The organism is Pseudomonas sp. R3-57 (genome assembly GCF_051132065.1).
In the GTDB taxonomy this organism is placed as follows: Bacteria; Pseudomonadota; Gammaproteobacteria; order Pseudomonadales; family Pseudomonadaceae; genus Aquipseudomonas.
In genome coordinates, this window is record NZ_CP071655.1 from 3,637,471 (window position 1) to 3,662,048 (window position 24,578).

General features: G+C 61.7%; 25 protein-coding genes. 14 read left to right on the plus strand and 11 right to left on the minus strand.

What is annotated here, in order from left to right:
• Positions 1 to 116 precede the first annotated feature (116 nt).
• From J3P93_RS16210 to J3P93_RS16220, 3 genes are read right to left on the minus strand one after another with little or no spacing between them, the layout of a single operon-like run.
• Positions 117 to 938 (minus strand): DUF3618 domain-containing protein, encoded by an 822-nt coding sequence (locus J3P93_RS16210; protein WP_434589527.1) that lies wholly within the window; start codon positions 936 to 938, stop codon positions 117 to 119.
• Complete coding sequence (locus J3P93_RS16215) at positions 935 to 1,363, minus strand: phage holin family protein (protein WP_093102271.1); 429 nt, start codon at positions 1,361 to 1,363, stop codon at positions 935 to 937. The genes J3P93_RS16210 and J3P93_RS16215 overlap by 4 nt, the downstream gene beginning before the upstream one ends.
• Positions 1,360 to 2,010, minus strand: a complete 651-nt coding sequence (locus J3P93_RS16220) for a hypothetical protein (protein ID WP_434589530.1) — start codon at positions 2,008 to 2,010, stop codon at positions 1,360 to 1,362. Before J3P93_RS16220 ends, J3P93_RS16215 begins: the two co-directional genes overlap by 4 nt.
• A 238-nt stretch (positions 2,011 to 2,248) precedes the next feature.
• On the opposite strand from J3P93_RS16220, the gene J3P93_RS16225 reads away from it, so the two are divergent.
• The 4 genes from J3P93_RS16225 to J3P93_RS16240 all read left to right on the plus strand — a co-directional run bounded on the left by J3P93_RS16225 (position 2,249) and on the right by J3P93_RS16240 (position 4,821).
• On the plus strand, positions 2,249 to 3,079 hold the full coding sequence (locus J3P93_RS16225) for a helix-turn-helix domain-containing protein (RefSeq protein WP_434589534.1): 831 nt from the start codon (positions 2,249 to 2,251) through the stop codon (positions 3,077 to 3,079).
• Between the two features lie 54 nt (positions 3,080 to 3,133).
• A complete protein-coding gene (locus J3P93_RS16230; protein ID WP_434589537.1) occupies positions 3,134 to 3,436 on the plus strand; it encodes an ArsR/SmtB family transcription factor in 303 nt (100 codons plus the stop codon).
• Positions 3,437 to 3,497: 61 nt separating this feature from the next.
• A complete protein-coding gene (locus tag J3P93_RS16235; protein ID WP_434589540.1) occupies positions 3,498 to 4,502 on the plus strand; it encodes a zinc-dependent alcohol dehydrogenase family protein in 1,005 nt (334 codons plus the stop codon).
• A 10-nt stretch (positions 4,503 to 4,512) separates the two neighbouring features.
• On the plus strand, positions 4,513 to 4,821 hold the full coding sequence (locus tag J3P93_RS16240) for an antibiotic biosynthesis monooxygenase family protein (RefSeq protein ID WP_434589542.1): 309 nt from the start codon (positions 4,513 to 4,515) through the stop codon (positions 4,819 to 4,821).
• Positions 4,822 to 4,933: 112 nt separating this feature from the next.
• Here the strand turns inward: J3P93_RS16240 and J3P93_RS16245 are convergent, their stop codons facing one another.
• The 6 genes from J3P93_RS16245 to J3P93_RS16270 form a co-directional block, all read right to left on the minus strand.
• A complete protein-coding gene (locus J3P93_RS16245; protein ID WP_434589545.1) occupies positions 4,934 to 5,521 on the minus strand; it encodes a LysE family translocator in 588 nt (195 codons plus the stop codon).
• A 779-nt stretch (positions 5,522 to 6,300) separates the two neighbouring features.
• Positions 6,301 to 8,538, minus strand: a complete 2,238-nt coding sequence (locus tag J3P93_RS16250; protein WP_434589547.1) for an ATP-binding protein — start codon at positions 8,536 to 8,538, stop codon at positions 6,301 to 6,303.
• Positions 8,535 to 9,149, minus strand: coding sequence for a biliverdin-producing heme oxygenase (locus J3P93_RS16255; protein ID WP_434589550.1), 615 nt, complete (start codon positions 9,147 to 9,149; stop codon positions 8,535 to 8,537). Before J3P93_RS16255 ends, J3P93_RS16250 begins: the two co-directional genes overlap by 4 nt.
• A gap of 183 nt (positions 9,150 to 9,332) precedes the next feature.
• Positions 9,333 to 10,970, minus strand: coding sequence for a malate dehydrogenase (quinone) (gene mqo, locus J3P93_RS16260; RefSeq protein ID WP_434598408.1), 1,638 nt, complete (start codon positions 10,968 to 10,970; stop codon positions 9,333 to 9,335).
• Positions 10,971 to 11,017: 47 nt separating this feature from the next.
• Positions 11,018 to 11,296, minus strand: a complete 279-nt coding sequence (locus J3P93_RS16265) for a hypothetical protein (RefSeq protein WP_434589553.1) — start codon at positions 11,294 to 11,296, stop codon at positions 11,018 to 11,020.
• Between the two features lie 104 nt (positions 11,297 to 11,400).
• A complete protein-coding gene (locus J3P93_RS16270) occupies positions 11,401 to 11,814 on the minus strand; it encodes a VOC family protein (RefSeq protein WP_434589556.1) in 414 nt (137 codons plus the stop codon).
• Positions 11,815 to 11,923: 109 nt separating this feature from the next.
• Here J3P93_RS16270 and J3P93_RS16275 point away from each other — a divergent pair, with 109 nt between their 5' ends.
• The 3 genes from J3P93_RS16275 (at position 11,924) to J3P93_RS16285 (ending at position 14,628) form a co-directional block, all read left to right on the plus strand.
• Positions 11,924 to 13,006 carry a bifunctional transcriptional activator/DNA repair enzyme AdaA gene (locus tag J3P93_RS16275; protein WP_434589559.1) on the plus strand — a complete coding sequence of 361 codons (1,083 nt, stop codon included), beginning with the start codon at positions 11,924 to 11,926 and terminating at the stop codon, positions 13,004 to 13,006.
• Positions 13,007 to 13,079: 73 nt separating this feature from the next.
• Positions 13,080 to 13,748, plus strand: a complete 669-nt coding sequence (locus tag J3P93_RS16280) for a DNA-3-methyladenine glycosylase family protein (protein WP_434589561.1) — start codon at positions 13,080 to 13,082, stop codon at positions 13,746 to 13,748.
• Between the two features lie 364 nt (positions 13,749 to 14,112).
• Positions 14,113 to 14,628 (plus strand): HvfX family Cu-binding RiPP maturation protein, encoded by a 516-nt coding sequence (locus J3P93_RS16285; RefSeq protein ID WP_434589564.1) that lies wholly within the window; start codon positions 14,113 to 14,115, stop codon positions 14,626 to 14,628.
• Between the two features lie 3 nt (positions 14,629 to 14,631).
• Here the strand turns inward: J3P93_RS16285 and J3P93_RS16290 are convergent, their stop codons facing one another.
• Positions 14,632 to 16,248: a L,D-transpeptidase family protein gene (locus J3P93_RS16290; RefSeq protein WP_434589567.1), complete on the minus strand. Its 1,617-nt coding sequence runs from the start codon at positions 16,246 to 16,248 to the stop codon at positions 14,632 to 14,634.
• A gap of 150 nt (positions 16,249 to 16,398) precedes the next feature.
• Here J3P93_RS16290 and J3P93_RS16295 point away from each other — a divergent pair, with 150 nt between their 5' ends.
• The 4 genes from J3P93_RS16295 (at position 16,399) to J3P93_RS16310 (ending at position 19,699) form a co-directional block, all read left to right on the plus strand.
• Entirely contained in the window at positions 16,399 to 17,112 is a 714-nt protein-coding gene (locus J3P93_RS16295) for a murein L,D-transpeptidase catalytic domain family protein (protein ID WP_434589569.1), read from the plus strand.
• A gap of 245 nt (positions 17,113 to 17,357) precedes the next feature.
• The gene (locus J3P93_RS16300) at positions 17,358 to 17,615 is read left to right on the plus strand and encodes a DUF2790 domain-containing protein (protein WP_434589572.1); all 258 of its coding nucleotides are present in this window, start codon (positions 17,358 to 17,360) and stop codon (positions 17,613 to 17,615) included.
• A 9-nt stretch (positions 17,616 to 17,624) separates the two neighbouring features.
• Positions 17,625 to 18,296 carry a heavy metal response regulator transcription factor gene (locus tag J3P93_RS16305; protein WP_090282879.1) on the plus strand — a complete coding sequence of 224 codons (672 nt, stop codon included), beginning with the start codon at positions 17,625 to 17,627 and terminating at the stop codon, positions 18,294 to 18,296.
• Positions 18,293 to 19,699: a heavy metal sensor histidine kinase gene (locus J3P93_RS16310; protein WP_434589575.1), complete on the plus strand. Its 1,407-nt coding sequence runs from the start codon at positions 18,293 to 18,295 to the stop codon at positions 19,697 to 19,699. Before J3P93_RS16305 ends, J3P93_RS16310 begins: the two co-directional genes overlap by 4 nt.
• Positions 19,700 to 19,840: 141 nt before the next feature.
• Here J3P93_RS16310 and J3P93_RS16315 read toward each other — a convergent pair whose 3' ends face one another.
• A complete protein-coding gene (locus tag J3P93_RS16315) occupies positions 19,841 to 20,461 on the minus strand; it encodes a cell wall hydrolase (protein ID WP_434589578.1) in 621 nt (206 codons plus the stop codon).
• A 201-nt stretch (positions 20,462 to 20,662) separates the two neighbouring features.
• Between J3P93_RS16315 and J3P93_RS16320 the strand changes: the two genes are divergently transcribed.
• The 3 genes from J3P93_RS16320 (at position 20,663) to chrA (ending at position 24,385) form a co-directional block, all read left to right on the plus strand.
• Complete coding sequence (locus J3P93_RS16320) at positions 20,663 to 21,514, plus strand: CAP domain-containing protein (RefSeq protein ID WP_434589581.1); 852 nt, start codon at positions 20,663 to 20,665, stop codon at positions 21,512 to 21,514.
• 119 nt (positions 21,515 to 21,633) lie between these two features.
• Entirely contained in the window at positions 21,634 to 22,632 is a 999-nt protein-coding gene (gene moaA / locus J3P93_RS16325; RefSeq protein WP_203421702.1) for a GTP 3',8-cyclase MoaA, read from the plus strand.
• Positions 22,633 to 23,041: 409 nt separating this feature from the next.
• The gene (gene chrA, locus J3P93_RS16330; protein ID WP_434589585.1) at positions 23,042 to 24,385 is read left to right on the plus strand and encodes a chromate efflux transporter; all 1,344 of its coding nucleotides are present in this window, start codon (positions 23,042 to 23,044) and stop codon (positions 24,383 to 24,385) included.
• Positions 24,386 to 24,578: the final 193 nt, after the last annotated feature.

The following is a 24,578-nucleotide window of genomic DNA, read 5'->3' on the forward strand; positions in this document are numbered from 1 at the left end:
CTGGGGTGAGGGGAACTGACACACCCCGATAGCCCGAACGCCGCCCTTCCAAACAGACATAAACAATCGGCAATAAAAAAAGGAGGCCATACCAAGGCCTCCCTTATCCACCATCATCAAGACGTCCCCAATCCCTTGGACAGATCCGCCGACTCATCAGGCGTCGTCGCGTGCCCAGGCTGAGACCCCTGCCCCGTCGCCTGCTCAGTCGTCTTGGTCACCGTATCGCGGACCGTTTCATAGCCCTCCCGCGCCTGTTTTTTCACTTTATCGACCATGCCCGCACTGGTCCGCCCCAGATAGCGTTGCTCGGCTGAAGTCTTGGGCAACGCGGCACCGAGCATGGCGCCGAGCGCGATACCGGCCGCCGCGACCATCAGCGGCTGCTCCTTGAGCAACTGACTGAATTGCTGCCCCATGGCCTGGCTGCTCTGGCTCAGTCGGTCGCTGGCATCGTGCATCGAGTGACGCAAATTCTCCTTGGCTGCGCCAACATTTTCGCTCATGTGCGCAGCCTTGCCCTTGAGCGATTGATAGCCGTGCTTCAACGAATCGCTGGTCTGGTGCATATGCTCGCGCGCATTGCCGAGGCTATCGGCCAAGCCATCAGCCCACTCACCAGCGCGGTCCTGATCCGGGCCGCTGCGGTAGGTCGGCTGCGGCACTGGCGGGCGGTTCTGGCCCATCATCAGCCAGAGCAGGCCGACCGAGGTCAACACCGCCGGCACCGGGTTGTTGCGCACGCTGGTGCCCAGGTTGGTGACGAACTGCGAGCCGTTGTTCTGCAGCATGCCCCACGCCTGATCGATCATCTGGCCGGGGGTGAACTTGCTTTCCAGTTGGTCGACGATGTTGCCGATGCTGGCGCGTTGCGCATCGATCTCGCGCTCGATCTGCTCAGGGCTTTTTTGCGATTCGATATCCAATTCAGTCTTCATGAGGCTTTCCTCCGCAGCGCTTCCTGGTCTTTGTTCAAGGCGTCCAGCGTCCGGTCAGGTTTGAAGTGGGACGGTTCGAACTGTTTCTTGCCCGACTGCACCATGACAAAACCGATGATCATCACCACCACGCCGACGATCAGCGCCGCCAGCCACGGCGCCATGAACATACTCAGGCCGTACACCGCCGACATCAGCAAAATGATCAGCCCCGCCAGCAGCACAATCGCCCCGCCGGCGACCGCACCGATACCGGCCTTGAGCGTGTTGAGGCTGGATTGGAACTCGGCCTTGGCCAGCGCCAGTTCCTTGGTGAACAGCGCGGGCACTTCGCGGGACAACTGCCGCAGCAGTCCCGTCACCGAAGCATCGTCATGGTTGGCTGTGGGTCGGGCGCCTTGCAGATCTGCATCGTCTCGGTTCATGACAGGTCTCCTTTGGTTGGCGAGGTGGGGATGGCGGTTCCGGCAAAATCACTCGGGTGATCGTGCTCATCGGCCGACGTCGGAGTGATACCGGTCGCCAGGCCAGGACTGGCATCAGTGCGGGTTGCAGTGGAGGTTTCATCGGGTCGTTGGGCGCCGAAACCGCCGGCGGGAGGCGTCGAGCTGCCGGCTGCCGGCTGATGATCGGCAGTCACTTCGGCCGCCGCAGAAGTCCCAGCCTTGAGAAACCGCGACAGGCCGAAACCGATCGCCACGCTGCCGGCAATGAACAACGCGGGGTTGCTGCGCGCCAGCTCGGCGGCGTCGTGCAACAGCTGTTCGGCACTCTTGCCACGCAGATTCTGCGCCAGGCCGGTCATCGACTCGGCCATGTCGGAGAGGTAATCGGACATGCCCAGCGTGTCCTTGTCCTCCAGCTCCGAGACGAAGCTTTTCGCGCCTTGCGCCAGTGCTTCGATCTGCTCGGCGGCCATGTCACGATACTGACCGAATTGCGCATCGGCTTGCTGTCGAGCACCGCCGAGCGTTTCGCTGACGTCATCTTTCAAATGCTCGAAGGCCTGCCCGGCCTGGCCCTTGGACGGTTCGTCTGCGGTGGTTCCTGCCCTGTTATCTGAAGTGTTCATGTAGTCCCTCGCCTTCTGAGTGAAAACGTTAAGTGGGGCGACCTGACAACATTGCCCTGAGTCCCCTCATAGGAAGTGACGGAAGAGTCTAGCGCGGAGTTCAACCGTTTTGATGAGCGCACCATTTACCGATCTGCATGCGCCGTTGGGCCTGAAAAAGCCAATCCTGTCGAACTTGGACGAGCCTTTGGCGTCCGCAGCCCCTACACTGGCGCACTGGCCTGCCGGGATAACCACCATGAAACACGCTGCCGCCAAAACCCCAGAAAAAGCCCCGCGCTTCTGGCGCGACGATGCCCTGCCCTTCATCGAGGCGCGGGCCATCGCCGATGGCCGTGAGGTGTGTTATGCGCGGCACTCCCACGCGCACTTCTCCATCGGCGCGATCACCGCCGGGCGCAGCACGTATGTGCATGAGCAATCAGCGTTCGAGGTGGCCGCAGGCACGGTGGTGCTGATGAACCCCGGCGATGTGCACGCGTGCAATCCGATCGACGATCAGCCGTGGTCGTATGTGATGCTGTACGTCGAGACGCCGTGGCTGCGCGATTTGCAGCAACAGCTGGGGTTCGGTGCACAGGGGTTTTGTCGCTTTGCTGTGACCCATCTCGATGACGCGGCGCTGTTTCACGATTTGCACGCGCTGTACGAAATCCTCGTCGACGATCAACACGACCTGCTGCGCAAACACAGCGCAGCGGTGGAGTTTTTCAGCGATCTGCACCTGCGTCTGAACCCCGCCAGCGCGCCGTTACGCGAGGCGAACGACAAGCTCGAACGCGCCGCCGATTTCATTCGCGAGCATTGCACCGATGCGCTGAGCCTCGACGAGATTTGCACGGCGGCGCAGCTATCGCCGTCGTACCTGATCCGCGCGTTCAAACAACATTACGGCATGACGCCCCATGCGTTCTTGATCAACCAGCGCATCCAGTTCGCCCGCGAGCGCCTGCGCAGCGGCCAGTTGATCGCCGACGTCGCGCTCGCGGCCGGGTTTGCCGATCAGGCGCATTTTCAACGTGCTTTCAAACAGCATCTGGCGGCGACGCCAGGGCAGTATCGGGGTTGATGACCCATCGAAATCAGTCGTTGACATATCGGTAAAATCCGATATCTTCGCGGCATGGACCTACTCGACATCTTCAAAGCACTCTCCAACCGTACTCGCCTCGATATTCTCAAAGGCTTGAAGGACCCGGCCAACAGCTTTCCTCCTCAGGATGAAGGCGACGTGCATACAGTGGGTGTTTGCGTCAGCAGTATTCAGGAAGGCGTCGGGCTGTCGCAGTCGACGGTGTCCGATTATCTGGCGACGCTGCAACGAGCGGGCCTGGTCGAAGTCAGGCGCATCGGCCAATGGACGTACTACAAGCGCAATGAAGCAGCAATCCGTGAGCTGGCCGAGATCATCGGCAGCGAGCTGTAATTTTTTGCCCCATGATATCGATAATTCCCGATATCCCTTTTTACCGAAACGAGGAAATGCAATGAAAGCGATGATGCTTGAATCATTTGGTGGCCCGGAATCGTTCGAACTGCGCGATGTTCCCACGCCCATCCCCAATGCTGGCGAAGTACTGGTGCGAGTACACGCCACCTCCATCAATCCGTTGGACTATCAGGTTCGGCGTGGCGACTACCCCGACCTTGTGCCGCTGCCGGCAATCAGCGGTCACGACGTCTCCGGCGTGGTCGAGGCAGTCGGGCCGGGCGTGACGGCTTTCGTGCCGGGCGACGAGGTCTGGTACACCCCGCAGATCTTCGCCGGGCCTGGCAGTTACGCCGAGTACCACGTTGCCGCGCAGACTATCGTGGCCAAGAAGCCGAAAGCGCTGAGCCACCTCGAAGCGGCCAGCCTCAGCCTGGTCGGCGGCACGGCGTGGGAAGCGCTGGTGGTGCGAGCGTCGCTCAGGGTTGGTGAAAGCGTGCTGATTCATGGCGGCGCGGGTGGCGTCGGACATGTCGCGATCCAGTTGGCCAAAGCCATGGGCGCGAGAGTCTTCACCACCGTGCGCGAAGCCAACTTCGAGTTCGCGCGACGCATGGGTGCCGATGTCCTGATCGATTATGAGAAGGAGGACTACATCGACGCCATCCTGCGCGAAACCGGCGGGCATGGCGTTGATGTGGTGTTTGACACCATCGGCGGCGACACCTTGGCGCGCAGCCCCGACGCCCTCGCGCAGCTGGGCCGGGTGGTGACCATCGTCGATATCGCCCAGCCACAGAACGTGATCCAGGCCTGGGGCAAAAATGCCAGTTTCCACTTTGTGTTCACCCGCCAGAACCGCGGCAAGCTCGATGAATTGAGCGCACTGGTCGAACGCGGTCAATTGCGCCCGCATGTCGGCGCGGTCTATGCACTGGCCGACCTCGGACTCGCCCACGCCCGACTGGAAAGCCGTAACAACGGGCTGCTGGGCAAGATCGCGATTGCCGTCGATCCATCCGCACTCAGCGATGCGCCATCCACCACGCAGCACGCACGTTAAGGGGAACGTCATGGTTTACGAGATCGCTGTGCTACCCGTGCATCAACAACACGTTGAGCGGTTCAAACAGGCCTTCGTCGAGGTCGCCCCCCTGCTCTGCCGCGCCAAGGGTTATGGCGGGCACATGCTCGCGCAAGGGATCGAGACGCCCGAACGTTTCAATTTGATCGTGCGCTGGCAGTCGCTTGAGCATCACACGCCGGGTTTTGAAGCGAGTGAGGATCATCGATTGTTCATGCTGGGGCTGGAGGAATATTTTTCCGAAGAGCCGACGGTGTATCACATGGAAGGGGCGGCGTTTGAGTTGCCGTTCATGTGAGATTGAACACCAATCCCTGTAGGAGTGAGCCTGCTCGCGATAGCGGACTTCCAGTCGGAAGCATAATTGACTGGAAGTCCGCTATCGCGAGCAGGCTCACTCCTACATGGGGTCACGGGAGCAGCAGATAAATTGCGCTCAACGCCAACAACCCGGCCATGACCCGATTGAACCAGCGCATCCCCTTGGCATTGTTCAGATACCCGCGCAAAAACGTCCCCGCATACGCCCAGCAGCCGACCGACAGATAACAGATCACCAGATACACCGCCGCAAACTGCCAGACCAACCGCGCCTCGCCATCGGCAACAAACGCCCCCATGCCCGCCACACACGCCAGCCAGGCTTTGGGGTTGAGCCATTGCATGACCGCACCGTAGAGCATCGACGGTGCCCGACCTGAGTCGGTCGCATTAAGCTGGCCGTCATCACTGGCGAGTTTCCACGCCATGAACAGCAAAAACGCAACACCGGCCCATTGCACCAAACGGGTCATGAACGGCCAGCGCTGCAAAACCTCATGCAGACCCAGGCCCATCAACACCAGCAACAACACAAACCCCAACGTCGCCCCGGCGACATGCCGCTGACTGGCACGAAACCCATACCTCGCCCCCGAGCTCAACGCCACGATATTCACCGGCCCCGGCGTGATGGAAGCCGCCAACGCAAACGCCGCCATCGAAACAATCAGACTCATCGCACACCTGCTTCAAAACGAGGAACAAGGGGCACACCTTAGTCAGTGGCGATGGGTGGGTATTGAAGAAAATTACCTTTTGGTCAATGACAGTGTTGCCTGTACTGGCCCAATCGCTTGCAGGCAAGCTCCCACAGGGGCCGAGTACAACCATGAGGCCGAGTGTCAGCTCGCCTGCTTTCGACCTTGATGGCGACGCTGAAGATCAAAAGCCCCTCATCGGAACGCCGCCCGCCTAGCCCTCTCCCGGAGGGAGAGGGAACTGATCGTGGTGGATGGGCGAGGTACGCCACCGGAAATACCGAGTCGAATGCAGATTTTGAACGGCCCCAAAATCGGCTCCCTCTCCAGGGGGGAGGGCTGGGGTGAGGGGCAGCCACACCACCAATCCAAAGCCAACCACCCGCTTCTAACCACTCAACAATGAGCGTTAGCTCGAGTGCTCTTGATCTTGATCTTGATCTTGATCTTGCCTAACCGGCGACATCGGAAGGCTGAGTGGAGGGATTGATCCGGGCGTGGGAGCGCAGCGACCGTCTGGCGCAGCCAGACACAGCGGAAGGAGGTGCAGCGCAGCAAACCGTAGCCGCTGCGCCCGGATCGATCCCGGAGCGAAGGGACCCGAGCCTGCGAGGGCCGTACGTAGGAGCAAGCGTTTTGGGTTACCTTTTTGGCGTTTGAAAAAGGTGACCCGCCGTAAGGGCGGAACCCTAAGCAGCCGTTACCGCAGCAACGGATATGTACCCAAAACTCAAAGATCAAAGATCAAAGATCAAAGATCAAGCGACCCGCGGCACCGTAAACCGAAACTCGCTCCCCCGCCCCGGCTCACTCTCGGCAACGATCCGCCCGCCATGCGCCTCAACAATCCCCTGAGTGATATACAACCCCAGCCCCGTACCCGTCGGATTACCCTCTTTCACCGTCCAGTACCGATCGAACACATGCGGCAGATGCTCCTTCGGAATCCCCTCACCGCTATCACGCACAGTAAACACAATCTCGTCACCCACCGTGGTCGCATGCACACCAACAGTGCCCAGTCGCGGAGTGAACTTGATCGCATTGCCGACCAGATTCGACAGCACCTGAAACAACCGCTCAGGGTCGGCGTGGATCCGCAGATCCGGATCAGCCTCGAAGGAAATGCTGATGTCCTTGTCCTGCGCCAGCGGCGTCAGCAGCGACTGCGCCTCTTCGAAGATATGCCCGACTTCCAGCGGCTGCGGGCTGATGGTGTAGCGCCCAGCATCGATTTTCGAGGTATCGAGCAAATCCTCCAGCAGGGTATTCATCCGCGCGGTGGCCTGCTGCATCGTGTCGATGGCCGTGGAGATGCGCCGCGAGGTGTGCGCGCCGTCGGAGCTGAAAGCCTTTTGCATCATGCCGCAGAGCATCGAGATCACCGTCATCGGGTTGCGCAGATCGTGGGAGACCACCGCCACCAGCTCCTCGCGCGCACGCACCGCTTCCTGCTCGCGACGCACCTGGCGTGCCAGGTCGTTTTCCAGTGCCGAGCGGCGCAGATCGTTGGCGGCAAACAGGTCGCCATGGCTCCATTTGACTGAAATGCCGGCCATCTCGACTTTCCAGATCTCGAACGAGGTGCGCGGCCGCAGGCGCAGGCCCGCGTCGGAGTTTTCCAAGTCCAGCGGTTTGCGCGGGTCGCCGCTCCAATTGATGTTTTCTTTGACCTCCGGGCGGAACCACAGCACGCCGTTCTCTACCGGTTTGGGCAAGCTCAACGCCAGCACTCCGCTGGCCACCTGCTGATACTGCGCTGCGGGTGGGTAGACGCTGGACAAATGATGGCTGGCGAATACCGGCTCGCCGCGTTCCTGCAGCCATCTGTGCAGCGCGCGGATGTCTTCCGGCTCAGGGCAGTTGCCGTAACGGTGCAATTGCTTGTCTTCGATAATCGCGATGCCGCCGGCGCCGGTCAGGGCCATCAACGTCTCGGGCTGTTGCGCCAGGCCGTCGAAAACGTTTTGCGGTGAGTCGATCATCGCCTGATTGAGCTGCGCCAGCGCTTCGAGCTTTTCGTCGCGCTGACGGCTCAGTTCCAGCGCTTCCATCGCGCTGATCTGCAATGACAGCACCTGGCCGATGGTTTGGCAGGCCATGCGCAATTCATGAGGCACATGCAGCGGCTGGCGATTGCCGCAACTGATCAGGCCCCAGAGCTTGTCGCCCTTGAGCAGGGAAATGCTCATCGACGACAACACGCCCATGTTCTTCATGTACTGGCAATGAATCGGCGAGACGCTGCGCAGCGTGGCGAAGCTCAGGTCCAGCGGCTGCTGGGTGTCCGGGCGCAACTTCGGCACCAGCGGCACCGGCTGGTAATCGGCATTGGGGATGATCCGCAGCCAATTGGTGCGGTACAGCTCGCGGGCCTGTTCGGGAATGTCCGAGGCCGGGAAAAACAGGCCGTTGAACACTTCCATCGATGGATCGGAGGCTTCGGCGATGACCTGACCGTGGCCCTCCTCCTCGAACCGATAGATCAGCACCCGGTCGTAACCGGTCATCGCCTGGATTTCCTTGACGCTGATGTCGTACAGCGCCAGCAGCGACGTCGCCGCTTGCAGGCGTTGCAACATGCGCCCCAGATGAGTTTTGACCCCGGCGACGTTGCGCGGCTGGAAGTTCTCGACGTGGATTTCCAGTTCCAGAATCAGCACGCCTTGATGGCGGTGCAGCAAACCCTCGAACGCGGTGCCGTTCAGACGAAAATACAGCGGTGGCGCATCGGCCTGCGCATCGCGTTGCAATGCCTCAAGCACCTGCGCGCAGTGCTCCAGACCAATCAGTTCGTGCAGCGGCTGGCCGATCAGCGGCTCTGGCGCCTGGCCGAGCAATGTTTCGACGTTGGCGCTGACCTGAATGATCTGCAGCGCAGGCTCGCTCAGGGTCAACAGCAGACCGTGGGGCTGAATCGCACCGGGAAACCGGATCGGTTCGTCGGCGCAGTTGGCGAGCAGCTCTTCGAAGGCTTGTTTGTCTTGCGGGGTCATGCCAGCACCTCCCGGCGCTCGAGCCACTGCTCGAAACAGCTGAATGTAGTTTGCGCAGCGCGGACGACGTCTGCCCGTTCGGCAGCGTCCATGGGCCGGCTGCCGAGGTATTCGATGAAACCGCGCCAGCGGCGCCCGGTGGCCGCGCCGTAGACATCGAGAAAAGCCGCGCCGTTGTCGGCTTCCAGGCCCAACCGGGCAGCGATTTCCCGGCGCAGAATCTGCCCGCCGAGGGTCGCACCTTCCAGTACATACAACACGCCGAGGCAGGCCGCGCTGGAATCGATACGCGGCAACTCATCGCATTGCGGCAGGCTGGCCAGCGCTTCGGCACTGGCGCCCAGCGCTTGCAGGTCAGCGCGCAAGGTTGCGGTCTTGAGCCGTGGGGTCAGATCGAAGTCGTCCGGAATCGCGTTGCTGGCTTGCAGGGCCTGTTCCAGCGGCCGATAAAAGCCGTAATAGGCCTGCATCAGACGCTCGAAAGCCTGGGTATCAAGGGTGTCGGAGAAAAAAGGAAGGCGTTTTTCCAGTGCGATGTGCAGTTCGGCTGTGCCGGCCCGCAGATCCTGCAGCACCGGTGGCACATAAACCTCACGGGCCTTTGCTTGCATGTAGATCGCTCTTGGTGGGGCCGCCTGGGGCCATTCGGGGTCGGCATAACGGGCGACGAATTTATCACGGCGCGCGCCTAAACTGCCTGCCGGGCCAGTTTTTTCTGCCGCCCGGTGACCCTCTGAATGGTTCAGAGTGGCGCCGAACGCGAAAAGTTCGCCCGGCGCCGCCATCCCCACTGTTCAAGGCTTGAGATCGGGATCGCTGTCCAGATGTGGCTGTTGCACGGCGTCGATGTGCGTCGGCGGGTTGCTCGGCTGCGCCTGATCGATACCCGGTGGCGGCGTCAGTTGCAGCACTTCGCTGGTGTAGCGCCACTCCTCCATGACCTTGTCCGGGTGTTCATTCAGGCGCGTGCCGTAGCTGGGCACGATCTGGCGCAGCTTGTCCTGCCACGGCGCGGACGCCAGTTTGTCCTTGAACACCTTCTGCATCAGATCAAGCATGATCGGCGCCGCCGTCGAGGCACCCGGCGAGGCGCCGAGCAACGCGGCAATGCTGCCGTCCTTGGACGCGACCACCTCGGTGCCAAGCTTGAGCACCCCGCCCTGCTGCTCGTCCTTTTTGATGATCTGCACACGCTGGCCCGCTTGCCACAAGCGCCAGTCCTGCTTCTGCGCCTGTGGGAAATACGCTTGGAGCGCCTCGAAACGGTCATCGTCGGACTGCATCAACTGGCCGGCGAGGTATTGCACCAGATCGAATTCACGCACGCCGACCCGGACCATCGGCCACAGATTATGCAAAGTGGTACTGGCCGGCAGGTCGAAGTACGAGCCCTCCTTGAGGAACTTGGTCGAGAACGTCGCAAACGGCCCGAACAGAATCACCCGTTTGCCGTCGAGCACGCGCGTGTCGAGGTGCGGCACCGACATCGGCGGTGCGCCGGTTGAGGCGATGCCATAGGCCTTGGCCATGTGCTGCTGGGCTATCTCGGTATTCTCGGTGACCAGAAACGAGCCGCCGACCGGGAACCCGGCGTAGTCCTTGGCCTCCTCGATGCCGGACTTCTGCAACAGCGGCAACGCTGCACCACCGGCACCGATAAAGAGGAATTTGGCATCGGTGGCGGTGGTCGTGCCGTCCTTCAGATTCTTGTACTCGACGTGCCAGGAGCCGTCATCGTTGCGAGTGATGTCGCGCACTTCCGAGGACAATTGCAGCGAGAAGTTATCGCGCGATTGCAAATGGCTGACGAACTGCCGGGTGATCTCGCCAAAATTGACGTCGGTGCCGATCGGCGTCCAGGTCGCGGCGATTTTCTGCGCCGGGTCGCGCCCTTCCATCATCAGCGGTACCCATTGCTTGATCTGCGCCGGGTCTTCGGAATATTGCATCGGGCGGAACAACGGGCTGGCCTGCAACGCCTCGTAGCGCTTTTTCAGGAAGCGGATGTTGTCATCGCCCCAGACGAAGCTCATGTGCGGCGTGGAATTGATGAACGAACGCGGATTTTTCAACACGCCGGTTTTCACCTGCCAGGCGAGAAACTGCCGGGTGATCTGGAACGCTTCGTTGATTTCGACGGCTTTGGTGATGTCGATCTTGCCGTCCTTCTCCGGCGTGTAGTTCAGTTCGGCCAGCGCCGAGTGGCCGGTGCCGGCGTTGTTCCAGCCGTTGGAGCTTTCCTCGGCGACCTTGTCCAGGCGCTCGACCATTTCCATCGACCAGCCCGGTTCCAGTTCGCTGAGCCACACCGCCAGGGTCGAACTCATGATCCCGCCGCCCACCAGCAGCACATCGACGCGCTTGGTTTGCGCGGCATAGGCCTGCGCCATGCCGAGAGAAAAAGTCAGCGCGACCAGCGCACATTTGAGCATCGGTTTATTCATCGCAAGCCTCCCGCGATCTGCTGTCGTACGACGGTTCAATCGGCGCTGTCGTTGGTTTGCAGGGCCGGGTCGCCGTTGGCCGGAATGCTGCTGTCGACACTTTGCGTGTCCTTGCCGGCTTTCTCTGCGCCGGGATAGCCGGGCAAACCGCGGGTATCGGCGGGCGTCATCACCTCGTCGGTGTCGCGCGCATGGTCCCAGTCAGTTGTGGCGTTAGGGTCTTCGTCGCGCCCGGCGGTGCCGATAACAAAACCATCGTCGTTCGGGCTGAGGGTTTCTTCGAGCGGCTTGTCAGTGCTGGATGGATGGGTCATGGCTGCCTCCAGAAAAGTCGTGATCGGACTTGTTTGGAATGCCCAAGGCTTGTGGAGTGCGATGGAAAAGACCAACGGTGCCTGCGCTAGTGACCTGAGCCGAATCAGGCTTCGCTCGGCCCTTTGAGTTCGACCTGATTGCCGTCCGGGTCAAAGCAATACAGCGAGAGGCCGTAACCCTCGGCGCCGAAGCGTCTGGCGGCTTTCTCCACGGTCAGGCCGCAGGCTTGCAAGTGAACGGTGAGCGCCGCTTCGTCGAACGGTTCGATGCGCAGGCAGAAATGATCGACATTACGCCGCTCCGCCCCTGCTGCGCCGCCGCCCTTGCGGCCCAGCTCGCCTTGCAGGTCGACCAGATCGATCATCGAAGTGCCGGCGCGCAGATGCACCAAACCCAGCGGCTGATTGTGGCGGACCACTTCGGCACCGAATACCCGGGCGTAGAAGTCGATGCTACGTTGCAGATCGGCGACGCGCAGGACGATGTGATCGATGCGCTGGATGGTGAACGGTGGCATGGCGTTGATTCCTCACAAGCGGCGATCGAGTGATTGTGGTGCAGATCGAAAAAAATTCACTGTCGATTTTTCGGTGGAGTCATCGACGAAGCAGTTTTACTCTCAGCCCATGAACATACAGACCACTGCCCTGCCGCCCCACGCCGAAATGGTTCGCGCCATGCTTGAACGCGACACTGCCTATGAGGGCGTGTTCTTCACGGCGGTGAAAACCACCGGAATCTTTTGCCGCCCCAGTTGCACGGCGCGCAAACCGAAACCGGAGAATGTCGAGTTTTTCGCGCATGCCGACGATTGCCTGTCGGCCGGCTACCGCGCCTGCCTGCGCTGCAAACCGCTGGATGCAGCGGCCATCGCCCCGGACTGGGTGCAGCGCCTGCTCAGCGCTGTGGATGCCGACCCCGAGGTGCGCTGGAGCGATGCGCAGTTGCTCGCTGAAGGCATCGAACCGCTGAAGCTGCGCCGCTGGTTCAAGCAGCACTTCGGCATGACCTTCCATGCCTGGCTGCGCACACGACGGCTGGGCATGGCGCTGGGCGGAATCAAGCAAGGCGCATCGATCGACCATGCGGCCTTCGATTCCGGCTATGAATCGCTCAGCGGTTTTCGCGATGCGTTTCAGAAGTCCTTCCACATCACGCCAGGCCGCGTCGCCCAGAGCGAGCCGCTGCTGTTCACCCGACTGACCACGCCGCTGGGGCCGATGATCGCCATGGCCGAACGCCGCGGTCTGGTGTTGCTGGAATTCCTCGACCGGCCGGCGCTGATCCGCGAAGTCGAGCAGTTGCACGGGCGCTACGGTTACGCCGTCGCGCCGGGACACAACGCGCATTTGCAGCAGATCGAAACGCAACTGGCGGAGTATTTTGCCGGGAGACTGAACGAGTTCAGCGTCGCCCTGCATTTACCCGGCAACAAGTTTGATCGCCAGGTCTGGGCGGCGCTGCTGCAAATCCCCTACGGCCATACCAGCACTTACGGCGCCATCGCTGCCACGCTGGGCAAACCCGGCGCCAGCCGCGCCGTCGGCCTGGCCAACGGGCATAATCGCCTGTCGATCGTGGTGCCGTGTCACCGGGTGATCGGCGCAGATGGCGCGTTGACCGGCTATGGTGGAGGGCAGCCGCGCAAGGCGTTTCTGTTGCGCCTGGAAAACGCCGCCACGCAGCTCACGCAACAACTCGCGTTCTGACTTGCTGAAACTGATCACAAAGGGATTTCGATGAGCATGCTCGATACACAACTCAACGGCCTGCTGAAATAACGTGACAGAGACCTATCAAGCGGCGAGCGATTTTCTCGCCGCACTCGATGCTGACTGGCATCGCCATATCGCCGCTATAGGCCCGTGCCTGCATCGCCCGCATCCGGCGCGCGATCCGTATGAATCGCTGGTGCGGGCGATCGCTTATCAGCAACTGCACGCCAAGGCCGGGGACGCGATTCTGGGGCGTTTGCTGGGGTTGTTCGCCGCACAGACGTTTCCGCGGCCGGAGCAGATTCTCGCCACCGACGTCGAGCGCCTGCGCGGCTGCGGGTTTTCCGCGAGCAAGATCGCCACGATTCATGGCATCGCCCAGGCGACGCTGGATGGTGTAGTGCCGGATTACGCCACGGCGCTGGCAATGGACGATGAGGCGCTGATCGAACGGCTGGTGAGTTTGCGCGGGGTCGGGCGCTGGACGGTGGAGATGTTGTTGATCTACAGCCTGGAGCGCATGGATATTCTGCCGGCCGACGATTTCGGGATGCGTGAGGGTTATCGGCGGTTGAAGGGGCTGGAGGTGCAGCCGACGCGCAAGCAGATGATCGAAATTGGGTTGGCGTGGCGGCCTTATCGGACGGTGGCGGCTTGGTATTTGTGGCGGGTGCCGAAATTGCTGCCCTCATCGGAACGCCGCCCGCCTAGCCCTCTCCCGGAGGGAGAGGGCTAGGGTGAGGATATTGGCGTAATGCGCCGACCTGAACGGTTAGCGCTGAATCCGTTATCGCCAAGCCATTGGAAGTTGACTCCATCCTGGCCGCACCTCGGCAGAGCCAAAATCGACTCGGTGTCTCAGGTCGATGCACAGCGCAAAACCCCGCGGTCGGCCCCCTCTCCCTCTGGGAGAGGGCTGGGCGGGCGGCGTTCCGATGAGGGGCCGAGCCAACTCGGTTTCACTGCGTGTACCCCAGTGTATCCAGCCCCCGCCCAGACACACCCAACCAACAATTCCCCACCCCAACGACACACCCCCGATACACCCCACACTTCAAATGCACCGGTCGATTTCACTTGAAGAACCACCGGAGCCCCTCATGAGCAAAACCCTCTCCAACACCGTTCAGCACCTGCACCTGAACCTCGATCGCGCCGGCGCGTGGCTGGCGCCGTTGACCTTGCGCCTGTTCATCGCCTGGGAATTCTTCGAATCCGGGCTGGAGAAATTCAACGGGCAGAACTGGTTCGAGGACATTCAAGAGCGCTTCCCCTTCCCCTTCGACCGACTGCCGGCAACGCTGAACTGGGAACTGTCGATGTGGGCCGAGCTGATCTGCGCCGTGGCGATCCTGATCGGTTTCGGCACGCGCTTTTCGGCACTGGTCTTGATGGTGGTGACGGTGGTCGCCACGGCTGCTGTGCACTGGCCTGCCGACTGGTCGTCGCTGAGCGAACTGGCGCAGGGTTACGCGATCACCAACAAGGGCTTCGGCAACTTCAAGCTGCCAGCGATCTACCTGGCCGCGTTGGCGCCACTGGTATTCGCCGGGGCCGGCAAGTTGAGTGTCGATGCTTGGCTGGCGCGCCTGTTGTGGAGGCGCGGCCAGCGCTGAGCCTCAATGCGCGCGGTCAAGCCCGGCCAGTAACGCACTGTCGCGGCTGTAGATGTCCGGCGCATAACGCAACTGGCCGTTGCCGTCGACTTGCGCGGTCCAGTAGGTCATCAGGATCGGCACCGGCGCCGACAAGCGAAATTCGTGGGTGGTGCCGGACGCCAGCAAGGTTTCGGTGCGGGCCTTTTCCGCCGGGGTGAGCAGCAGATCGCGCAGTTGCATCGGATGTTCGACGCGCACGCAACCGGAGCTGAATGCGCGCGGGCCTTTGTCGAACAGCGCCTTGCTCGGCGTGTCGTGCAGGTACACCGAAAACGGGTTGGGAAACCGGATGACCATTTGCCCCAACGGATTGCGCGGCCCGGCGTCCTGGCGCAGAAGGATGTTGCCGGGGTTTTCCCAGTCGATGTCCGCTGCCGCCAACGGCAGACCGTTGGCGTCGAGGACTTGCAGGTTGTGGCGGCTGAGGAAGGTCTGGTCCTTGCGGATTTCCGGCAGTTTGTCTTCCTTCCAGATCGTCGGCGGCACGGTCCAGGTCGGGTTCAGGGTCAGGCGGGTTACGCGCGATTTCAGCAACGGCGTCTGGCGGTCGGCGCGGCCAACCTGAGTGCGCGTTTGCCACACGGGCGCGCCGTCCTGATACAGCGTCAGTTCGGCGGCGGCGACGTTGATCAGCAGCGTATTGGGCTCCATGTCCTGCGACATCCAGCGGAAGCGCTCGAGATTGACGCGCAACTGTTCGCGGCGGATCAGCGGGCTGATGTTCAGTTCGGCAATCGTCCCCGGCCCGACCACCCCGTCAGCCTGCAACGAATGATTGACCTGAAAACTCTTCACCGCATCAACCAGTGCGCCTTCATAAGCATTACCCGACGTGCCGATGGCGTCGCTCAGATAGCCTTCGCTGTACAGCCGCTGAGCCAGCTCAGGTACGCGCTTGTCTTCCATCGCCGGGCGCAACAGTGGCCCGCTGCCGACCGGTTGCCATTGCGGCAAGGTTTGCAGGCGTTGGGCGGCGTAGAGCTGCCGCAGATCCTGATATTGCGCCAGACGCGGCCGCGCCAGATCGAACGCTGCGGGGATGTCATGCAGGCCGGGAACGGCGATCGCCAATAATTCCGCCTGACGGTCACGCGGGGTGTCGTCTGAATGCCACAGCGGTTCGAAATGCGATTGCAGCAGGCGGCCGAAATGCAGGTCCTGCAGCGCTTGCAGGTAATAGCGACTGATCTCGATATCGGCGCACAGCTCGCCGTCCTGCGGCGCTACGGCCGCGACCGGGTAGCGCGCCGGATTGAGACCATCGTCGACCAACAAGCGCAATTGCCCGTGCAATGCCGGCAAACGTGCGGATTCGCTGGCCCACACCGGCAGCCAGTCCTGCTGCTGATAGAACGCTTGCAACTGGCTCAGCGCCGCGCCGTCGAGCCGCGTTGCAATCGCCGGGCAGGACTGGCGCAGATTGATCAATACCGCCTGTAACGGGCTTTGCGGTTCGACCGGTATTTCGGCCGCTGGCGTCGGCAGGGTCGGCAACGGCGGCAGCGCCTCCTCGGCACAAGCGACAAACGGCGCAGCGAGCAAACAAATGCTCAAGTAGCATGCGTACTTTTTGAACAACTGCTTTACTCCAATCCATGGCCGTCTCGATGACGGTCAACCTTACATCAGGTGCGCTGAACAGTCAGGCTCGATCATCGAGCCTGCAGGTATCGACTGGACGTCAGGAACCAAAGTGCCCGATATGTAGCAAGTGAGGACACTTCATCAATGTTGACGTTTTTGCGCCGACTTTTGCTGAGCACCGCGACCCTTGTCGTAGTGACCAGCCCCGTTTTTGCCGCCGGCAAACTCTCGCCGGTTCTTTACACCAGCCTCGCGCACGCCGCGCCAGAACTCAATCCCCACGCGCTGAAAGGTGCGCTGAACGCCATGCAGTGTGCGGTGAGCAACGGCGCGAAACCGTCGCGTCATCTGGCGATCATCGACTATTCGCAACCGTCCACCGAACGCCGACTGTGGATCTTCGACCTGAGCAAGAAGAAGCTGGTGCTGCGCGATCTGGTCGCCCATGGCTCCAACTCCGGGGAAAACTTCGCCACGCAATTCTCCAATCGCGAAGGAAGTTTCCAGTCCAGCCTCGGCCTGTTCCGCACTCAGGAAAGTTACAGCGGCACCCACGGTTACTCGTTGCGCATGGACGGTCTGGAGCCGGGCTTTAACGACATGGCGCGCGACCGGGCGATTGTCATCCATGCCGCCGATTACGTGAACCCGCTGTGGAGCAAGCGCCAGGGCCGCATCGGCCGCAGCCAGGGCTGCCCCGCAGTTCGGCCGCAGATTGCCAGACAGGTGATCGATCGCCTGAAGAACGGCCAGTTCATGTTTTCCTGGTACCCCGATCAGCGCTGGCTGAAATCCTCGCCGTACCTCAACTGCCAGCCGCAGCAGATTGCGAGCATTCTCAGTACCCACGCGAGCTGAAGCACACCGAATCCCCCTGTAGGAGTGAGCCTGCTCGCGATAGCGGTACATCAGTCAACATCTGTACTGAATGACACACCGCTATCGCGAGCAGGCTCACTCCTACAAGGGATCTTCGTCTGCCTTACCTCCCCGTTTCATTACAACTTTGTCATTCAGTTGTCGGTTTGCCGTGCGGATCGCTCGGTAGCCTGAAGTTGTTCCGGCGCCATTGCCGATCCACTTCACCCACTGAGTGACTGACCATGAAAACCCTCCTGCTCGCCTTCACCGCCCTGCTCGCCACCGGCAGTGTGTTTGCCGCCACCATCCCCGACAGCGGCGTAATCCATGACAAACCCGGTTTCTACGTGCATCTGGATATCGACAAAGTGCTGTCCAGCACCGATATTTCACAGGCTTGCGGAGTGATCCCGGCGCGCTTGAATTACCTCGACCATCAGGGCCACGAACATGTGCTGGACTATCAGGTTCAAGGCAGCGGCTGCACCAACGACCATTGAGACTGACCGATGAATATTCTGGTTGTCGAAGACGAACCCAAGGCTGGCAATTACCTGCTCAACGGTTTGCAGGAATTAGGCTACAGCGTCAGCCTGGCCCGCGACGGTGCCGATGGGTTGCACCTGGCGCTGGAGCACAGCTTCGACGTGATCGTGCTGGACGTGATGATGCCGAAAATGGATGGCTGGGAAGTGCTGCGCCGGCTGCGCAAGGAAGCTGACACGCCGGTGTTGTTCCTGACCGCCCGTGATGACATCGCCGACCGCGTCAAAGGCCTTGAGCTCGGCGCCGACGATTACCTGATCAAGCCGTTTTCCTTCGCCGAACTGGTGGCGCGCCTGCGCACCCTGACCCGGCGTGGGCCGATTCATGAAGACGAGCAACTGCAAGTCGCCGATCTACAGATCGACGTGCTCAAGCGCCGCGTGACTCGCGCCGGTACCCGCATCACCCTGACCAACAAGGAGTTCGCCCTGCTGCAATTGTTCGCCAGCCACACCGGGCAAGTGCTCGCGCGTTCGCTGATCGCCTCGCGGGTCTGGGACATGAATTTCGACAGCGACACCAACGTCGTCGACGTCGCCGTGCGGCGCTTGCGGGCGAAAATCGATGACCCGTTCCAGCTCAAGCTGATTCACAGCGTGCGCGGTATCGGCTATCGCTTCGACACCCAGCCATGAGCCGCCCTCGCGCGTATTCGCTGACCCTGCGCCTGGCGCTGTTGTTCGCCCTGCTCGCCTTCGCTTCGCTGGCCGGCCTCGGGGCTGCGCTGTACAACGAGCTGGAACAGCAACTGACCCGGCGCGATGACACGGCGCTGGTCAGTCGTATCGATCAATTGCGCAGTTTCCTCAACGACAGCAACACGCTGGAATTGATCAAGCACAAACCGGCGCTGTTCCAGAACATGCTCGGCAATCGCGAAGCGTTGTTGACCATCGGCGCGCCCGGCGAGCCGCCGCTGCTGGTGGTCAACCCGGGCAACCTCACCGCACCGGATTTGCCCGCCGTGCCGATCGACCACCCAATGACCCTGCGCGATGTGCAGCATCTGCCGAGCGTCAACGGCGTGCCGTTTTCGGCAGTGGCGGCGACCATCGATTCCGGCGATCTGGGCAATCTGCAAGTCACCACCGGGCGCCTGATGAGCGAGCGCACGGCCATGCTCGAAAGCTACCGCTTGAGCGTTTACGGGCTGGCCTCGCTGGCGGCGTTGCTGTTGGCGTTGGTGGGTTGCCTGTTGGTGTATCGCGGCCTGCTGCCGGTGCGACGTCTGGCCCGACATGCGCACGGCATTGGCGTCGGCAACCTGGACCAGCGCCTCGACAGCCAAGGTGCACCGCGCGAATTGCAGCCGATGATCGAAGCCTTCAATGCCATGCTCGACCGGCTCGCCACTGGCTTTGCGCAGTTGAGCCAGGTGTCCACCGACATGGCCCATGAGCTGCGCACGCCGATCAACAATCTGCTCGGCGAAACCCAGGTCGCCCTGCAGCAACACCGCAGTGTCGAGGCCTATCAGCAATTGCTCGCCTCCAACGTCGAGGAGCTGGAACGCCTGACGCGCATGCTCGACAACATGCTGTTCCTGGCCCGCACCGATCCGGCCAGTGCCTTGAGCCAACGTCAGGAGCTGGACGCAGCGGAGGAAATGCAGCGCATCGCCGATTACTTCGAGGGCCTGGCGGCGGATGTCGGCATGACCATCGAAGCTCGCGGCGACGGCGTGATCTGGGCCGAACCGATGCTGTTGCGCCGTGCTCTGGCCAATCTCTGCGCCAATGCGATCAAGTACGGCGCAGCGGATTCGACGCTGCAGGTTGAGGCCAGTGCCGAGGCGGATGGCAGTTATCTATGCGTGCGCAATCAGGGCGCGAGCATTGCGCCGAAGCATCTGGCGCGGCTGTTCGAGCGTTTCTATCGGGTGGACCAGTCACGCGAGCGTTCGGCGCAATCCAACGGCTTGGGCCTGTCGATTGTCGCGACGATCATGCAGCTGCATCAGGGACGCTACAGGGTCAGCAGCGAGAATGGCGTGACCTGTTTCGAGCTGTTTTTTCCCGCTCGCCAACCGCTGGACTGACAGCCAACACAACCCCCTGTAGGAGTGAGCCTGCTCGCGATAGCGGTACATCAGTCAACATCTGTATTGAATGACACACCGCTATCGCGAGCAGGCTCACTCCTACAAGGGATCTTCATGCGACGACAGAGGGCGGTGGGCCTACCGCGCATCCCCTCCCGCCGGTTTATAAAACTGAAACTTGCCGATCTGCGCCGTGCGGCGATATTCATTGGCCCAGCCCGGATGCACCCTGCGGTCGTGGAAATACATGGCGCCGTGGGTGCGATCCTTGAGTTGGCGGTTCAGTGCCTTGCCGGCGATTTCCTTGGCCAGCGCATATTCGGCATCTTCCTTGACCTGATCGGGTTTGCCGTCGCACCACCAGGAAAACTGGCAGCTTTTGCTTTCCGAGCCTTGTTTGACCACTGCGCACACCGTATCGGGAAAACCGTCGTGACCGAGACGATTCATCACCACGCTGGCCACGGCTTCCATTTCCGGGGTGTCCTTGCCCTTGGCTTCCCAGTAGATGCTGCGTGCCAGACAGGTCAGCGGATCGTCCAGCGGCGCCGCGCCGGCCGGGTCAACCGCTTGCGCCTCGGTCGGGGTGATCGCTTCGGATTTCGGTGCCGGGACGCTGCTGACCTTGTCCGCCGCTTTCTCCTCCAGCACCTGCGCTTTCTCTTCGGCCTTGGCCTCGATCGGCGCCTGCTCGGTGGCGGATGCCACGCCTGCCAGCAAAGTGAATACCAGACAACCCGCCAAGCGTTTCAATCCCATGTCAGTTCTTCCGGCAGCGCCCGTTACGGGCTGGATGTTTCGTCGGTGAGACGCCCGGTTTTCGGGGTCTGCGCAGAGTGTAGCCGGCAAAAATGGCAGAAACATCCCGGATAAAAAAACCGCCGGATGCCGAAAAAAGACATTGCACCCACCGGGGGCCTTTCGCGCATCATGGGCGCATTCAGCTCAAGGGAGATTTCCATGCGCTTCATGCCATCTGTTTTGCGTCTCGCCGGGTTATCGCTGGGCGTTGTCTTCGCCGCATCAGCGGTGGCGGCCGATGAGTTGCAACTGATCGAGTCGATCAACAGCTACCGCAGCCAGCCGCAGCGCTGCGGGACGCAGGCGTCAAATGAATTGCCGCCATTGTCCGCCGATCCACGGCTGCGCCTGCCGGCCAGCGGCGCGGTCGATTTGCAGCAAGCCATGGCCAGTGCCCGCTACCCGATGGTCAACGTCCAGGCGATTACCCTCAACGGTCCGCGCGACGCGGCTTCGGCGATGCAAGCGATTCAGGAAAGTTTCTGTCAGGTGGTGCTCGATCCGCAGTTCGTCGATATCGGCGTAAACCGCGTCGATCGCGACTGGCGCATCGTCCTTGCACGGCCACTGCTCTCGGCGAAGCTCGGCGACGGGCAAAGCGAAGGGCAGAAACTGCTCACCCAGCTCAACGCCGCCCGCAGCCAGCCGCGCCAATGCGGCGGCCAGGCCTTCGCCGCTGCGGCACCGCTGGCGTGGAACGCGACGCTCGGCGCGGTAGCGCAGGATCACAGCCGCGACATGGCCAACAACAATTACCTCGACCACAAGGACCGCGACGGCCGCACCCCCGGCGACCGCGCCGAACTCGCCGGCTACAGCGGGCAACTGGTCGGCGAAAACATCGCCGCCGGGCAAGACACAGTCGGCAAAGTCGTCGACGGCTGGCTTGCCAGCCCCGGCCATTGCGCCAACCTGATGAACCCGCAATACAAGGAACTCGGTGCGGCTTACGCGACCGATCCGAAAAGCAACGCCGGCATTTACTGGACGGCGATGTTCGGTGCGCAATGATTTGATCATCGACCGGATCAATCAGCCGGTCAGCCAGAGTGATTGGACGGCAACGGGTGCGGACTTTACCCTGCGCAACTGCGCCAATTGGCCGCACCTGACACCCACGAGGCGAACCCATGACAGAGCGTGAATTGATCGATGGTCACAACCGCCGCGTGGATTATTTGCGCCTGTCGGTGACTGATCGCTGCGATTTCCGCTGCGTCTATTGCATGGCCGAAGACATGCAGTTCCTGCCGCGCCAGCAGATCCTTACGCTCGAAGAGCTGTTTCAGGTCGCGCAAAGCTTCGTCGCCCTCGGCACGCGCAAGATCCGCCTCACCGGTGGCGAACCACTGATCCGCCCCGGTGTGGTCAAGCTCTGCGAACAGATCGCCGCCCTGCCCGGCCTGCGCGAACTGTGCCTGACCACCAACGGCTCGCAACTGGGCAAACTCGCCGCGCCGCTGTTCGACGCCGGGGTCAAGCGCCTGAACATCAGCCTCGACAGCCTCGACCCGCAGCGCTTCAAGGAACTGACCCGCACCGGTGATCTGGCCCAGGTGATCGACGGCATCGATGCCGCTCGCAAGGCCGGTTTTACCCGCACCAAACTCAATTGCGTGGTCATGCAAGGGCGCAACGATCACGAGATCAACGATCTGGTGAGCTTCGCCATCGATCGTCAGCTCGACATCTCCTTCATCGAAGAAATGCCGCTGGGCACGATCAGCGAACACAGCCGCGCCGAGTCGTTTTTCTCCAGCGCCCAGGTGCGCGAGAAAATCGCCGAACGCTACACCCTGATCGACTCCGCCGAATCGACCCAAGGCCCGTCACGCTACTGGCGCCTGGCCGAAGCACCGGAGATTCGCCTGGGCTTCATCTCCCCGCACAGCCACAACTTCTGCGCCACCTGCAACCGTGTACGGCTGACTGTCGAAGGCCGGTTGTTGTTGTGTTTGGGTAACGAGCATTCGATGGACCTTAAAGCGGTGCTACGCGCCCATCCGGGGCAACCGCAACGCCTGGAAAAAGCCATCATCGAAGCCATGAAGCTGAAACCGTATCGGCACAATTTCGAAGTCAACGATGATGTGCAGGTGGTGCGGTTCATGAACATGACGGGGGGCTGACCGGCCACCCCCAGCGCGCAAACGGGACCGTTCAATGATTGTCAGACCGAAACCCAATCAGTTCGGGGCTGAGGTTTGGGGCAGACATCGTAGCCCCTCATCGGAACGCCGCCCGCCTAGCCCTCTCCCGAGGGAGAGGGAACTGATCGGGGGATGCTGGCGAGCTCCGTCGAGGTGATGTTGCATTGGTGAATCCATAAGCCACACATTTCGTTCTGGATGCTTGGTCTCATAATCGACGCGGTCATTCAGGTCGATGCATAACGCCAGACACTTCGGTCGGCTCCCTCTCCCTCGGGAGAGGGCTGGGCGGGCGGCGCTCCGATGAGGGGCCGCGGTTTGACCACCACAGATGCACCAAAACCTGCTTAGATACCCGCTCCGCCGAGCCCCACCGCAGGAGTTGCACTTGAACCCAACCCCCGAAGCCCCGCCGCGCCCCACCCCCATCACCCTGAAACACGCCTGGCGCTTCTGGCTCAAACTAGGCTGCATCGGCTTCGGCGGTCCGGCCGGGCAGATCGCGATCATGCATCAGGAACTGGTCGAGCGACGCCGCTGGATTTCCGAAAAGCGTTTTCTCCACGCGCTCAACTACTGCATGTTGCTGCCCGGCCCCGAGGCCCAGCAACTGGCGACCTACATTGGCTGGCTGCTGCATCGCTCCTGGGGTGGAGTCGTTGCCGGTGTGCTGTTTGTGCTGCCGTCGCTGTTCATTCTGATTGCACTGTCGTGGGTCTACATCGCCTTCGGCGACATGCCCGCCGTGGCCGGGGTGTTTTATGGGATCAAACCGGCGGTGACGGCAATCGTCCTGCATGCGGCCCATCGCATCGGCTCGCGTGCACTGAAGAACGCCTGGCTGTGGGCGATTGCCGGGGCGTCATTCGTGGCGATTTTTGCCTTCAATGCCCCCTTCCCGCTGATCGTGCTCGGCGCGGCACTGATCGGCTATCTCGGCGGGCGCTTCGCCCCGCAGCGGTTCAACGCTGCCAGCCCGCGTAACAGCGGCAAATCCTTTGGCCCGGCGCTGATCGATGACGACACGCCGACACCGGAACACGCGCGTTTCAAACCGGCGAAACTGTGGAAACTGGCGCTGATTGGCGCGGCACTGTGGTGCTTGCCGATGGCACTGCTGACGACATTGTTCGGCTGGGACGGCACGTTCACGCAGATGGGCTGGTTCTTTACCAAAGCTGCCCTGCTGACCTTCGGCGGCGCGTACGCGGTGTTGCCGTACGTTTATCAGGGCGCGGTCGGCCATTACGGCTGGCTGACGCCGACGCAGATGATCGACGGCCTCGCCCTCGGTGAAACCACGCCCGGGCCGCTGATCATGGTGGTGGCGTTTGTCGGTTTCGTCGGTGCTTACGTGCAACCGACGTTCGGCCCCGAGCACGCTTTTGCCGCTGGTGCCCTGGCGGCGACATTGGTGACGTGGTTCACCTTCCTGCCCTCGTTTCTGTTCATCCTCGCCGGTGGGCCGCTGGTGGAATCGACGCACGACGAACTGAAGTTCACCGCGCCGCTGACTGCCATCACCGCCGCGGTGGTCGGGGTGATCGTCAATCTGGCGTGTTTCTTCGCCTACCACGTGTTCTGGCCGAACGGTTTTGCCGGCGCCGTCGATGTGTTTTCGATCGCTCTGGCGATAGCGGCGGGCGTGGCGCTGTTCGTGTTCAAGCGCGGGGTGATCAGCGTGCTGATCGTTTGCGCCCTCGTCGGGCTGGGCTTTCATCTGATGCGCTGAGGCGCGGCGCGATAATCTTCCGTTTACACGCCCGCGGATTCCCCCTTACTATCCGGGCACACCGGCCGGCGGGTCAGCCCCGCCACCGACGTTTTCCGCCAACGGAAACACGCGTTATGAGTACGTCACCTCAACAACCACATTGGTTGTACGTCTCACCCTCGCACGCCCTCGTCAGGAGTGGCGTATGAAC